General features: G+C 61.4%; 15 protein-coding genes and 1 tRNA gene. 8 read left to right on the top strand and 8 right to left on the bottom strand.

Annotated features, from left to right (window positions below):
* Positions 1-83: 83 nt before the first annotated feature.
* The gene (locus ACV1FX_RS15555; protein ID WP_473118423.1) at positions 84-482 is read left to right on the top strand and encodes a DoxX family protein; all 399 of its coding nucleotides are present in this window, start codon (positions 84-86) and stop codon (positions 480-482) included.
* Between the two features lie 109 nt (positions 483-591).
* Here the strand turns inward: ACV1FX_RS15555 and ACV1FX_RS15550 are convergent, their stop codons facing one another.
* On the bottom strand, positions 592-1,071 hold the full coding sequence (locus ACV1FX_RS15550) for an Lrp/AsnC family transcriptional regulator (RefSeq protein WP_473118422.1): 480 nt from the start codon (positions 1,069-1,071) through the stop codon (positions 592-594).
* A gap of 271 nt (positions 1,072-1,342) precedes the next feature.
* On the opposite strand from ACV1FX_RS15550, the gene trxB reads away from it, so the two are divergent.
* From trxB to ACV1FX_RS15525, 5 genes are all read left to right on the top strand, one after another.
* Positions 1,343-2,308 carry a thioredoxin-disulfide reductase gene (trxB, locus tag ACV1FX_RS15545; RefSeq protein WP_473118421.1) on the top strand — a complete coding sequence of 322 codons (966 nt, stop codon included), beginning with the start codon at positions 1,343-1,345 and terminating at the stop codon, positions 2,306-2,308.
* A gap of 5 nt (positions 2,309-2,313) precedes the next feature.
* Entirely contained in the window at positions 2,314-3,237 is a 924-nt protein-coding gene (locus ACV1FX_RS15540; protein ID WP_027525214.1) for a LysR family transcriptional regulator, read from the top strand.
* A gap of 455 nt (positions 3,238-3,692) precedes the next feature.
* Positions 3,693-4,664 carry a 4-hydroxy-tetrahydrodipicolinate synthase gene (gene dapA / locus ACV1FX_RS15535; protein WP_473118420.1) on the top strand — a complete coding sequence of 324 codons (972 nt, stop codon included), beginning with the start codon at positions 3,693-3,695 and terminating at the stop codon, positions 4,662-4,664.
* Between the two features lie 292 nt (positions 4,665-4,956).
* Complete coding sequence (locus ACV1FX_RS15530; RefSeq protein ID WP_473118419.1) at positions 4,957-5,223, top strand: hypothetical protein; 267 nt, start codon at positions 4,957-4,959, stop codon at positions 5,221-5,223.
* An 89-nt stretch (positions 5,224-5,312) separates the two neighbouring features.
* Positions 5,313-5,495 (top strand): hypothetical protein, encoded by a 183-nt coding sequence (locus tag ACV1FX_RS15525; RefSeq protein WP_473118418.1) that lies wholly within the window; start codon positions 5,313-5,315, stop codon positions 5,493-5,495.
* Positions 5,496-5,574: 79 nt separating this feature from the next.
* Here ACV1FX_RS15525 and ACV1FX_RS15520 read toward each other — a convergent pair whose 3' ends face one another.
* Together ACV1FX_RS15520 and ACV1FX_RS15515 are read right to left on the bottom strand one after the other, a co-directional pair.
* A complete protein-coding gene (locus tag ACV1FX_RS15520) occupies positions 5,575-6,252 on the bottom strand; it encodes an AAA family ATPase (RefSeq protein WP_473118417.1) in 678 nt (225 codons plus the stop codon).
* Between the two features lie 376 nt (positions 6,253-6,628).
* A complete protein-coding gene (locus tag ACV1FX_RS15515; protein ID WP_473118416.1) occupies positions 6,629-7,009 on the bottom strand; it encodes a hypothetical protein in 381 nt (126 codons plus the stop codon).
* A 331-nt stretch (positions 7,010-7,340) separates the two neighbouring features.
* On the opposite strand from ACV1FX_RS15515, the gene ACV1FX_RS15510 reads away from it, so the two are divergent.
* Positions 7,341-8,285 (top strand): AEC family transporter, encoded by a 945-nt coding sequence (locus tag ACV1FX_RS15510; protein ID WP_473118415.1) that lies wholly within the window; start codon positions 7,341-7,343, stop codon positions 8,283-8,285.
* Between the two features lie 18 nt (positions 8,286-8,303).
* Here the strand turns inward: ACV1FX_RS15510 and ACV1FX_RS15505 are convergent, their stop codons facing one another.
* Both ACV1FX_RS15505 and ACV1FX_RS15500 read right to left on the bottom strand, forming a co-directional pair.
* A complete protein-coding gene (locus ACV1FX_RS15505) occupies positions 8,304-9,215 on the bottom strand; it encodes an OmpA family protein (RefSeq protein ID WP_473118414.1) in 912 nt (303 codons plus the stop codon).
* Between the two features lie 130 nt (positions 9,216-9,345).
* The gene (locus tag ACV1FX_RS15500; protein ID WP_473118413.1) at positions 9,346-9,606 is read right to left on the bottom strand and encodes a hypothetical protein; all 261 of its coding nucleotides are present in this window, start codon (positions 9,604-9,606) and stop codon (positions 9,346-9,348) included.
* 218 nt (positions 9,607-9,824) lie between these two features.
* Between ACV1FX_RS15500 and ACV1FX_RS15495 the strand changes: the two genes are divergently transcribed.
* Complete coding sequence (locus ACV1FX_RS15495; RefSeq protein WP_473118412.1) at positions 9,825-10,229, top strand: nuclear transport factor 2 family protein; 405 nt, start codon at positions 9,825-9,827, stop codon at positions 10,227-10,229.
* Positions 10,230-10,428: 199 nt separating this feature from the next.
* Here ACV1FX_RS15495 and ACV1FX_RS15490 read toward each other — a convergent pair whose 3' ends face one another.
* The 3 genes from ACV1FX_RS15490 to ACV1FX_RS15480 all read right to left on the bottom strand — a co-directional run bounded on the left by ACV1FX_RS15490 (position 10,429) and on the right by ACV1FX_RS15480 (position 13,020).
* Positions 10,429-12,204, bottom strand: a complete 1,776-nt coding sequence (locus tag ACV1FX_RS15490) for an adenylate/guanylate cyclase domain-containing protein (RefSeq protein ID WP_473118411.1) — start codon at positions 12,202-12,204, stop codon at positions 10,429-10,431.
* A gap of 106 nt (positions 12,205-12,310) precedes the next feature.
* Positions 12,311-12,387: transfer RNA gene (locus ACV1FX_RS15485), tRNA-His, on the bottom strand.
* 198 nt (positions 12,388-12,585) lie between these two features.
* Complete coding sequence (locus ACV1FX_RS15480) at positions 12,586-13,020, bottom strand: phasin (protein WP_473118410.1); 435 nt, start codon at positions 13,018-13,020, stop codon at positions 12,586-12,588.
* Between the last annotated feature and the right edge of the window lie 148 nt (positions 13,021-13,168).

Raw genomic sequence — 13,168 nt, 5'->3', positions numbered from 1 at the left:
TCCTTGCTCGATCGTGAACGGCCGCAATTGTGAACCACGACGTCCTCCGCCATGCTCTCCTGGAGGCACCAAGGGAGGACACGATGGACATCGATCGCATCGCCGCGCGGAGCCAGCCCTACCTGCTCAGCCTGTTCCGCTGCATCACCGGGCTTCTGCTGTTCCAGTTCGGCGTCGCAAAACTGTTCAAGTTTCCGCCCGTCGAGATGTTCGCCGACGTAACGCCGCTGTCGCTCTGGGGCATTGCCGGCATGATCGAGCTGGTGTTCGGCGGCCTGTTGATGCTGGGCCTGTTCACACGCCTCGTCGCCTTCATCCTGTCGGGCGAGATGGCGTTCGCCTATTTCATCGAGCATTTGCCGCACAGCTTCTTCCCGCTCGTCAATGACGGGACCCTGGCGATCCTGTTCTGCTTTGCCTGTCTTTATCTTGCCTCAGCCGGTGGCGGTCCGATCAGCGTGGACGCGATGCGGCGAGAGTGAGTCTTGCTTTAAAGCGCGATGAGATTAGCATGGATCGTCATCGCGCTTTAGGTTGTTGTTCAAGCATGATCTTTTCGGAAAACCGCGCCACACTTTTCCGGATCATGCTCTAGCGCCGCCCCTTCACCTCGAGCGGCACGGCGGCTTCGAATTTCGAATTGTGCAGCACCAATGAGGTCCGAACGTTGCGCACATGCGGCGCGGCGGTGAGATGGGTGACGAAATCCTGAAATGTCGCCATGTCCGGCGCGACGCATTTCAGGATGAAATCGACCTCGCCCGACAGCATCCAGCATTCGCGCACCAGGGGTTCGGCGCGGACGAACTGCTCGAATGCGCGCAAGTCCGCCTCCGCCTGGCTCGACAAATGAACGGCGGCGAACACGGTGACGTCGAAGCCCAGCTTTCGCGAATCCAGCAGCCCGCGATAACCGTGGATATACCCCTCCTCCTCGAGCGCCCGGACACGGCGCAGGCATGGCGGCGGCGAGATGCCGACGCGCTTGGCCAGCTCGACATTGGTGATTCGCCCGTCGGCCTGGATTTCGGCGAGAATTTTGAGATCGATCTCGTCTAGGTTCCGCGACACGTGATTGGAACTCCTGGCCTTATCGGCGGTATCGGGTGGGTTCGTGGCAATCCTCATAACCAGTCCCGGCAAGATGCGCAATTTTATTGCGCGTGCAGCGCAACGCTCTTTTGTTCCCGGGGGGAAAAATCCGCCGATATGGGCTGCAATTCTTGCATAGCTCGCCAGAAGGCTTAGATTGGGTACTGACATTTCAGCGCCTCCGCGGCGCCTTCCCAGGCACTATCCGCGCCCGCGCTGCAACTCCCCCAAGAGAGAGGCACCGGTCCACATGCGCGCGCCCATCCATGCCAAGGTCGTCATCATCGGCTCCGGCCCCGCCGGCTACACCGCGGCGATCTACGCCGCGCGTGCGATGCTCGAGCCGATCCTGATCCAGGGCATCCAGCCGGGCGGCCAGCTCACCATCACGACCGACGTCGAGAACTATCCGGGCTTTGCCGACGTGATCCAGGGCCCCTGGCTCATGGAACAGATGGAGAAGCAGGCGGTCCATGTCGGCACCAAGATCGTCTCCGACCTGGTCACCAAGCTGGAGACCGCGCAGCGGCCGTTCCGCCTTACCTGCGACTCGGGCGACGTCTATCTCGCCGACACCGTGATCCTCGCCACGGGCGCGCAGGCGCGCTGGCTCGGGCTGCCCTCTGAAGGGAAATTCCAGGGCGGCGGCGTATCGGCCTGCGCCACCTGCGACGGCTTCTTCTACCGCGGCAAGGAAGTCGTGGTCGTCGGCGGCGGCAACACCGCGGTCGAGGAAGCGCTGTACCTGACCAACCATGCCTCGCAGGTCACCATCGTGCATCGTCGCGATCACTTCCGTGCCGAGCGCATCCTGCAGGAGCGTCTGTTCAAGCACCCGAAGATCAAGGTGGTCTGGGACTCGGCTGTCGACGAGATCTGCGGCACCGAGAACCCGAACAAGGTCACCCATGTGCGACTGAAGAACGTCAAGACCGGCGCCTTGACCGATGTGCCAACCGACGGCGTCTTCATCGCCATCGGGCACGCACCGGCGACCGAGCTCGTCAAAGGCCAGGTGAAACTCAAACCGTCAGGCTATGTCGAGGTCGCCCCGAACTCGACCGCAACCTCGATGCCCGGCCTGTTTGCGGCCGGCGACGTCGCCGATGAAACCTATCGCCAGGCCGTCACGGCCGCAGGCCTCGGCTGCATGGCCGCACTCGAAGCCGAACGTTTCTTGGCCCTGCGCGCCAGCGAGCGCGCGGCAGCGGAATAACGACCATGCCTCGAACACGCGACGGATTTACCGATATGGATTGGGACAAGCTGAAGGTGTTTCACGCGGCGGCGGAAGCGGGCAGCTTCACGCATGCGGGCGAGCAGCTCGGCCTGTCGCAGTCGGCCGTGTCACGCCAGGTCTCGGCGCTGGAGCAGGAACTCTCGGTCTCGCTCTTCCACCGCCATGCCCGCGGCCTGATCCTCACCGAGCAGGGCGACCTGTTGTTCCGCACCGCGCATGACGTGTTCATGCAACTGCAGGCGGCGCGCGCCAAACTGACCGACAGCCGCGAGCGGCCGAGCGGCGACCTCAAGATCACGACGACGCCCGGCGTCGGCATCAACTGGCTGATCCCGCGGCTCGGCGAGTTCACGGCCCTGTATCCGGAGATCCGCATTTCGCTGATCGTGACCGACGAGGAACTCGACCTGTCGATGCGCGAGGCGGATGTTGCGATCCGCACCCGCAAGCCGACGCAGCCGGATCTCATCCAGCGCAAGCTCTTCGCGATGGGCTTCCATGCCTATTGCTCGCCGGAATACATCAAGCGTTTCGGCACGCCGCGCACGCTCGAGGAGCTCGATGCTCACCGCATCATCACGCTCGCCGACGGCAACTTCGCGCCGCATTTGCAGAACCGCAACTGGCTGGTTGAAGCTGCGCGCAACGGCTCCGGCCCGCGCGAGGCCTACTTCAAGGTCAACAACATCCTCGGTCTCGTGCGCGCCTGTCAGCAGGGCCTCGGGATTGCGGCGCTGCCGGATTATCTCGTCGAAGAAAACAGCCGCCTCGTGCAGCTGTTCGGCGAATCGGACTCGATTCAACTCGATACGTATTTCGTCTATCCCGAGGAGTTGAAGACGGTCGCGCGCGTGCAGGTGTTCCGCGACTTCGTAGTGAGCAAGGCGCAGCGCTGGCCGTCCTGATTTCCGCATGACTGACATGCGACCTCGGCTGTTGCTGCAAGGCTCAGGGCAAGCCCATACTGTTTGCACGCTGAGCCTTCGCGTTGCGCATTTGTCCCCCTCCTCCAGTGGCGCGGGAGTTCAGTAATCCCTCTTGGAAGGTGATTGTGTCGGCCTCACGTGGCCAATACCTAAGCCGGGCCTTCGGGTCCGGCTTTTTTTCTGCCAATTCGGCCTTCGCTTTCCGCGTGTATTGACAGTTCCACATATCCCCCGCATCATTTGCACCATGATCACGAATTCGTGCGCAATCCTCTCGAAGGCGATCGCCTCGAAAAAAGCCCCCCAACCGGGGCTCAGGGATACTTGCGCGCGCTAGACCTTCGTCATCGTCGCGATCCCGAAAACCCCGCCGTCTGGACGGGGTTTTTTCATGTGCCCTCCGTCTCAGACCTCAACTGAAAAGGAGATGGAACATGACCGAGCTGAGACAACAATTGCAGGGCCTCTGGCTGCCCCTGGTGACGCCGTTTCGCGACGGCCGTCTCGACGAGCGCTCGCTGCGGCAGCTCGCCCGGCACTACGCACGCGAGGCCGTCGACGGCTTCATCCTGGGCGCGACCTCCGGCGAAGGCATGACGCTGAAGGGCACCGAGCTCGAACGCCTCGTCACAATCGTGCGCGAGGAGCTCGCCGCGCACCGCCGCAGCATTCCGATCGTTCTTGGCCTCTCCGGCGCGGACACCGCGCGGCTGAAGGAAAGCCTGGATGAGACCGCGGACTGGCCGATCGACGGCTACCTGATCGCGAGCCCCTATTATTTGCGGCCCTCGCAGCGCGGCCTGCTTGCGCATTTCGAAGCGCTCGCCGATCACGCCGCCTGGCCGATCGTGCTCTACAACATTCCCTATCGCACCTCGGTCAATCTCACCAACCAGACGCTGCTCCGCCTCGCCGAACATCCCAACATCGCCGGCCTGAAGGATTGCAGCGCGAACCGCGAGCAATCGGTTGCGCTGCTCCGCGACAAGCCGGATCACTTTCGCGTGCTGACCGGCGAGGACGCGCACACCCACGAGGCCCTGAGCGACGGCGCCGACGGCGCCATCCTGCTCTCCGCCCACATCGAGACCGCAACCTTCGCCGCGATCCAGGCCGAGCTGAAGCGCGGCAATGCCGACACCGCGCTCGCGCGCTGGCAGGAGGTCTCGGATCTGACGCGGCTGTTGTTCACTGAACCGAGCCCGGCGCCGGCCAAGTACTGGCTGTGGCGAACAGGCCTCATTGAAAGTCCGGAGGTGCGACTGCCCATGGTCGAGATCGGAAGCGAGCTCGCCGCCACGCTCGATCGCGAGATCGCGCGGAGGTTGGAAAAATCGACTGACGGGGAATCGCACGTGGCTCCACGCCCTGACCGCCTTATGGCAACGCCTTTCATGCAGACCTGAATGGGGACGGGTCGAGACATATCCGATGTCCGATTGGCTGCGCCGCGACATCGGCCTGACCGAAGACATCGCGAGATCGGCATCGGAGCGCATCGACGAGATCAGGCGCAGGCACAGCGAATGGCTCTAACTCTTCTTTTCCTTCTCCCCTTGCGGGAGAAGGTGGCGCGAAGCGCCGGATGAAGGGTTGCATCCGCGAATTCAGGTGCAAGACTTGAGTCTGTGGAGACAACCCCTCACCCGCCGCGCTTCGCGCGGCACCCTCTCCGGCAAGGGGAGAGGGGAAGAGAGCGTGTTCGTGGTTAACTGCGCCTCAACGGCCTTCGCAGGCGCCGCATGGCGCATCCACGGCTCGTTTACGCATCGCGCCCTATCGTTTCTCTCAAGAACCAATCCATTGGGGGAAACCATGGGACATCGTAACCAACCGACGGCCGCGAAGGACTTCGCGCCCGCCGATCTCATGCAAGGACTTCTCGTGATCTCGTCGTTCGGCTTCTGGGCGGTGATGCTCGGCCTGATGCCGGTGCTGCTGTTTCGCGTCTGGCTCGCGGGCTGAGGCGAGGATAGTTAATCCGCGGTAGCATCCGCGTTCGAATTGCGCTGGAACCCGCGAGGCGGATGTTAAAACGTTTCTAGTATCACTCGATGCCACAAGCGAAGAATTCGCGGGGGCGATTAGTGAATACTCAAAATGATATGGCGCCTGGTTGTCAGGCCGCCGAGCAGCAGGGCTTTACCACCGAGGACATCCTCTGGGCCGCCGGCATCTGGTCGGTGATCCTCACGCTGTCACCGGTGATCGTGTTCTACATGCTGATGGTGGCCTGATCCATCATCCGGCACCTGAAACGCAAAACGCGCGGGCCAACCGCGCGTTTTTCGTTACCCAGGAAATGAACAATAAAAACTACGCAGCCTGCTTATGCATTGCGCCGGATGCCGACGCCGTACCACGGATCGCCTTGACCGAACGCTCGACCGCAGCCCACAGCCTTGCGATCTCCTGCGCGGCACGGCTTTCCGCCTGATATTCCCGTGCGCCTTCACCATGGCTCAGCGCCATCAACAGATCCGAGCGGTTGGTGATCTGGCCGCCCCAGACCGGTGCACGGAATTTGGCGAGCGCCTCGCGGGCGATGGTGACGATCGGGCTCTCGGCCTCGTCGCGACGGGCGGGAGCGCCGTTCAGCACGACCGCGTAGGGCTTGCGCGCCGCACGGCACATCTGGATGGTTTCCTGCACCGCGTTGACGTCGAACACGCCGGGACGCGCCGGAATGATCACCATGGTGGCGTTCTTGATCGCGTCGTCGACGACGGCCGACAGATTCGGCGGCGTGTCGATCAACACCCATTCATAGCCGTCGCGCCTGGCGGCGGAGACGATGCCGCTCACCGAATTGACGGCGGCCTTGATCGGCGGTTCGTTGGTGCCACGCAGCTTGTGCCACAGCGTGAGCGAGCCCTGCGGATCCGCATCGACAAGCAGGACCTGTTTGCTCGCCTTGATCTGCGCGGCGAGATGAGCAGCAAGGGTACTCTTGCCCGAGCCGCCTTTACGCGATGCAAAAACAATAACGTTCATACCCTTGGCCTCCAGATTGACCCCAGGTCGCGAAAATGAATCAGCGCGCTGATTCGTGAAAGAAAAATTTACCGGGAGTTGCGCGGAGGCCACGAAATAACAAGGCGTGTTGGCTTTTGAGTCACACTGCATGCCGCGTCCTGGACATGAATTGCCATGAATGGCCGTTCGCGCCGGCGGATCGTGCACTTTTCGAGCAATCGTTCGGGAAATAACGGCACGCAACCTGTCCGAGCAAATCGAATCCCGGCTCTTTTCCGTGAAGCATTGCCGCAGAGAGTTCGCGGTGGGATGCGAACAAAAGGAGTCCTTCAGGTGACGTCACACAACATCACTGAGCGATTTTTACTCAGCAAGCGGAGCCCGGACACTTCTGCTAGGTGTCGTCAGCCTTCGGCTTCTTCTTGCCGGACTTGCTGCTCGCCGTCGTCTTCTTCGCGGCCGGTTTGCTCGAGGTCTTCTTCCTCGCTACCGGCTTGATGTTGACGGGCTGGCCGGCAGCCGCCTCGCCCGGTTCCGGCCCCTGGCGGAAGAACGCGCGGCACTGCGGCGAGAGCTGGGACTTCTTCTGGACCATGCAGGCGGTGATGGCGTCGACGTTCGGAACGAACTCGCCGCACAGCCGCATCGCATCGGGCGTACAGGCCTGCTGCTGCTCCGGCGTGTAGGCGTGGCTGGTGGCGGGCCGGACGATGACGGCCAGCGCGATCGCCGAGATCGCGGCAACCAGGAACCTGTCGATGCGAAACGCCAGCATGATCCCCCCAATCTTCCCGAGTCGGCGGGAATTGTGGGTGAACGCCGGAGCAATGGCAACCGAGCCGCGTAGCGAAAACCGGAGGCTGTGCGCTCCCTGCAACAGAAGGGGCAGCTTCTGCGACGTCTCCCGCTTGCGAGAGAGGTCGCGCCATGACCGCCAAAACAAGAACCTCGAAAACAACCCCATCCAAAGTAGCCGCCGAGACCAATACGTCAATTTACGGATTTTACGAAACTCATTTGACAGGTCGGGCCGATCAGGGGCAATATGCCGGCATCGAAAAGCGTGTGGGGTGGTCAGCGGATATCCCCTCTAAGGTGAGGACCGCATGGCTACCGTGTTGATCGTCGCGCCGGTGTTTGCCCTGATCGCGGCCGGCTATGCGGCGGTGCTGTTTCGCTTCGTCTCCGAGGGCGCGCACAGGGGCATCTCCGAATTCGCCTTCAGCATCGCCATCCCTGCGCTGATGTTCCGCACCATCGTGGTCTCGGAATTCCCGCAGCTGAGCGCTTTTCGGATGTGGGGCGCCTATTACGGCGCGCTGGCGATCACCTGGATCGCGGCGATGGCGCTGTCGGCTTTGCTGCGCGAGCGGCGCGAGGACCGCGAGGACGGCATCGTGTTCGCGATCGGCTCGGTCTACGGCAACATCGTGATGCTCGGCATTCCCCTCACCCTCTCGGCGCTGGGCAACGAGGCCGCGGGGCCGATGGCGCTGATCCTGTCGGTGAACACGCCGCTGCTTTGGCTCTGCGGCACGCTGCAGATGGAATTGGTCGGCCGCAAGCAGAAGGGCTCGGTCCTGTCGGTCATCCCCCCGGTGTTGCTGGATCTTTCGCGCAACCCGATCATGCTGGGGATCGGGTGCGGCCTCCTCTGGCGCTTCACGGGCCTCGGCCTGCACCCCGTCGTCGACAGGACGATCGAGCTGCTTGCGCAGGCGGGATCGCCGACAGCGCTGATCGCGCTCGGCATCAACCTGTTCCGCTTCGAGGTGAAGGGCGAGAAGCTCAGCATCGTCGTGATGAGCGCGCTCAAGCTGCTGGCGATGCCGGCGTTTGCGTTCGTCCTGGCGAAGCTGTTCGACTTGCCGCCGGTCGCGGCCGGCGTGGTCGTGCTGTTCGCGGCGATGCCGACCGGCGCGAATGCCTACATCTTCGCGGTTCAGTATCAGCGGCTGGTGAACCCGGTCTCGGGCGCGGTTGCGCTCGGGACGCTGCTGGCGGCGGTGACGTTGCCGGTGGTGGTGGTGATCGTGGCGGGGTTGAAGTAGCCCTGCCCGGATCATGCTCTAGGTCAGGACAACGATTTCGACGCGGCGGTTCTTCTCGCGTCCATAAGGATTGTCTTTTCCATCCGGACGCGTGTTGGGTTCGATGGGCCGGGTCTCGCCCTTTCCGATCACGATGACGTCGGCGGCGGTGCAGTATTTTTCAGCAATGAACCAATTCGCCACGGCTCGGGCACGCCGCAATGAAAGGCCCATGTTGTATTCAGGGCTTCCGATACTGTCGGTATGCCCGGTGATCTGGACCTTGCCACCGGTGTCCTTGAACGTCCTGATCCAATCGCCGGCGTCCTGAAGCGCCCACACCGCCGTCTGCTTGAGATTATCCCTGTCAAAATCGAACAGGGCATCGGACGGCACCTTGTATCCGATCTGCGCGCTGAACTGGGCTTTCGTGCGCACGTCTTCCTTCGGCTTCACGTTTATGTTGATCTCGATGTCGACGTCTCCGACCGGCTTGCCGTCGCTGAACATGATCTCCGTGATGCCGTGCTGTTTGCCGGCGCCGGGAAGAGCCCAGGTTCGCCCATCCATTTTCGTTGATCCAAGGACCGGGCTGGTCGGCGAAGCACCGTCCCGAAAAGTCACCTTGTTCCACGCATAAACGGCCAGATTCAGTTCGCCCACTTCGATCCAGATCCCGTTGAAGTCGTGAAAGTTCACTTCGCGGCTGGTCTTGAAGTAGCCGTAGGGTGAGGCACTGAAAGAACCTGAAACGGGAAGGGAAACGCCCGCGCCGCCGCCTTTCATCGCCATTCGGTGGGCCCGGCCCGTTTGCCGGTTGACCAGATCGAACACGCCCAAGCCCGCACTCGCCACGCCGACGCCGACACCGACGGATGCAAGTGCCGAGACAGCCCATAGCGTTGACTTCTGTGCATCGATTGGGAGCGGCTTGCGCTTATAGTGCGTCATGGCCGTGTGCCTCTTGGGCTCGCAGCCCCATGAAGATTCGTCGCAAGGCCGGCGCGCTCGGTTCAAGTAGCCGGACGGCAGGACGGCTGTTCCGGCCATCGACGCGAAAGACGTGGCGTGGATCACGTAGTCAGCGCCAGATCAGCCAGAGCAAGGGCGCCAGGATGCAAAGGCTCAAGCCCACGCCGATCGACAATCGGCCGAACCTCTGCAGCATCGACAACTGCGAGGGATCGATATTGGGCTGCAAATCCAGCCAGCGCCGAAAGCGCTCAAACAGCCAGCCGATCAGGTGAAAGAGAGCTTCGACCAGTCGGAAAACGAGTTCAAGGAGCAGTTCGAAGATGGGGCCGGCCAGATCATCGAGGATGAGGTCGAACAGGATCTCCATGCACATTCACCGAGCTGTCGGCCCATCCACCGGGTCGCTGCTCAGACTTGACGTGGGGATCGGGGATGCAAGCCGACAGCAGCGTACTTCACCTTTCGGGGATCGGTGCGTGATGTCAGGCGAGGCCGGCATCAATCGAATTTGCGCCCAGTATTATGATTTTGCCTTTGCACGCGAAGGTAGCTACCCTGCCATGAGGCGTGTTTCGGGAGGCGGATATGGGACATCGCGAAGACATGCTCGAAGTCATCAGGAGCGCTTACGCGGCGCGCGGCAGCGGCGACGTAGACGGCCTCGTCGCAGCTTTTCATCCCGAAGGCGTGTTCAATTTGATGGGCGACAAGAGCGCGCTCGAAATAGTCGGAAGTGTTCAGGGGCACCCGGCTTTGCATGGGGCTTTCGGTCAATTCATTGCCAATTTCGAGTTCGTAGAGCGCGAAATCCTCAGCGAGTTGGTCGACGGTCAGCATGCCGCAGTACGGTCGCGCCTTGTCGTCCGATATCATCCGACCGGGAAGACCTTCAGCACCGAGGTCCTGGACCTGTTCAGATTTCAGGATGGCAAGATCATTGAGCTGATTGAGTATGCGGACACCGCGCAGGTCAAAGCCGTGATCGCCTAGGGTGCGGACTTGGCTCCTGCTATCGACGCGGAAGCGCTTGGGCATGCCGGCAGGGACAAGCGCTTCGCCTTCAAAGCACAATCCGTGGTGTCAGGCTAAGCGATTGAACCCAGGAATTTGCATCGAGTGACGGCCGCTTTGTGTCTGTGATTTGTATTCGTCTCAAGTCCAGTCACTCGCACAAGTGCGTGGCTCGGGCTCATAGCGGCAACCCGGCAAAGCGCAGCGGCGCCATTAGTGCATCGAGGTCTTTCTGGTCGCGGTAGGGCAATCCCTGCTCCCAGCGGCTCGCGGTCAGATTGCGGTGGTCGACCAGTATCTTCGTTACCGTGATGCGCGCCTCGTCCTCACTGCCAAGGTTCCAGAGCGCAGCCGCAAGAACCGTTTGCGCGGTAAGCCAATGTGGCTTCTCGACCAAGACACGAGAGGCGATTTCTCGTGCCGCTACAAAGTCACCGAGGTGAAATCTCACCCGCGCCTCGTCGATCCTCGATTCGTTGCGGGCAAGCGGGCTGAGCCGCTGCGCTTGCTCTTCATACTGGGCGGCCTTTCGGAAATCGCCAGCGTAGCCGTGAAACATAGCTGCCATATGATAGGCGCTCGCACTATTTGGGCCGAGGGCAATCGCCTTTTCTCCGGCAACCAACGCATCCTCATGGCGGCGTTGGAATAGCCGGACATACCCCACCAGCTCGAATGCCAGATAGGCATCCGGATCGGCTGCTAGAGCGCGAGCCGCGCATTCTAATGCTGCTTCGTAAGTCGTCGCTCGGTCCTTGGCCCAACCGAAGCGAACTTGGTCTGTCAGAGTAAAGCCCAACATATGAAGTGCCGGTACATAGCTAGGGTTGATCGCCAAGGCCCCTTCGGCTTCGCTGCGAGCTTGCGCGTGAGTATGCTTAGCAAAGTTGACGTACAGGATACGAGCCTTTTGGCAACGCTCATATACCAACGGACTGCCAGAGCGTTTGCGCCACACCCGTATTTCTTCACCAAGCGTCAACCGCACCTCGAGCGCTTCGACGATGTCCTGCGTTATCCGGTCCTGAAGCTCGAATACATCGTCGAGGTCACCCTCGAAACGGTCTGCCCAAACGTGGCGTCCGTTAAGGCTGTCGATCAACTGTGCCGTCAGTCTGACGCGCTTGCCCGCCTTACGTACGCTCCCTTCCAACACATAACGAGCGCCGATTATTCGGCCGATTTCGCGGACGTCCCGCGCCCGTCCTTTAAATACAAAACTCGAATTTCGCGCTATGACCAGTAGTTCCGGGATTTTCGACAAAGTCGTTAGCAGGTCTTCAGCGATGCCATCGACAAAATACTCCTGCTCGGGGTCGTCACTCATGTTCTCGAACGGCAGCACGGCGATGGACGGCTTGTCAGGCAGCGGAGGCGCGCTCTCGGCGTCAACAACACGTCCCGGAGCAGCCTCTCGCATCGGCCTCGGCGGACCCACCTGATAGGCCCTGATCGGCTCTTGAATGTTCTTCACCTGCTGAACACCAAGGTCCACGAAGGTCATCGGCAAGACCTTACGCACCTGATCGTACGTCGCACCCGAGATAGAAACACCTCCAGGCTTCGCAACCGATTGCAGCCGTGCGGCAATGTTCACACCGTCGCCGAAGAGGTCCCCAGCGCGGATCATTACGTCACCGATGTGGATACCGATGCGGAAGCTGATGAGGTGATCCGGCGCGAGACAAGAGTTCGCTTCGGCCAACGCGGTTTGCGCCTCCACTGCGCACTGCACGGCGTCGACTGCACTTCCGAACTCCGCAAGGACACTGTCGCCAGCCGTATTGGCTATGCGGCCCCTGTGCTCCCCAATGAGCCGGTCGAGAATTGCGCGGCGTTCAGTCAACCCCTTGAGCGTGCCAACCTCATCAGCGCCCATAAGGCGACTATAGCCTTCGACATCCGCTGCGAAGACTGCGACGAGCTTGCGGCTGACCTCGCCAAGCTCTGACATTGCTGTCCCGAGGAAGGGTGAGTTACGCCGGTTATCATTCCGCAACCGTGATAGCGCGGCAAGGTCGTTACAGTGCTTGGGGGTGCGTAGGCAATTTGGGAAGCGCTGGTACAGTTGGGTGGGCTCGAACCACCGACCTCCTGTTCCACAGACAGGCGCTCTAACCAACTGAGCTACAACTGCATTTTCGCGGCAAACCGCCCTTGAGGCTGCCTGGAAGGCTGAAAGCGCCGAGGGGGCTGGACGGGCCGGAAACTAGGTGCAACGGCCCTGTTTGGCAAGGCCGCAAGCGACCGAAAATCCGGCGTAAATCACCTTATTCCAAAACAAAACCCGGGCCACAAGGCCCGGGTTTCTTAACTAAGAAGGTGCCGATCGGCTTCAGGCGGCGGGCTTGTAGAACTTCGAGGCGCTGGCCTTGATGGGCTCGACGGTCTCGTTGGCCACGCGCTGGCCGAGTTCCGCAAGCTCCTTGGCCTGCACCTGGAAGGTCTCGAGCTGCTTCTTGGTGTGGGTGGTCCACAGCTCCATCGCTTCCGACGGCGACTTGAGGCCGAGCAGCTCCTGGGCGAAGTCCAGATGCGCGCTGGTGTTGGCCTTGGTGAATTCCATCAGCTTGGCGGTGTACTCGCCAAAGCCCTTGTTGGCGGAGGCGAACACCGCCTCGATGGTGCCGTTCTGGCTTTCGGCAGCATCCTTGAACTTGGCGTAGCTTTCGCGGGCCTGGGACACGCCCTTTTCAGCGAACGCACGCATCTGCTCGGGGACCTCGAACGGAATGATCGAGGCGGAGAATGGATCAGTCGCACCTGTCATGGATATCCCTCACAATTGTCGAAGAAACGAGTGAGCCGTCTGGCGCCCGCCGGCCATGAAGGCGGGACGGGTACGGTCAAGGTGGAAACGCTTAAAACGAGATGGCTCGCCCAGCGCCCACGATCATCTACGGATATCATGTCAACAT

The organism is Bradyrhizobium ingae, assembly GCF_055791185.1.
This window is presented reverse-complemented; position numbering and strand designations above follow the sequence as displayed.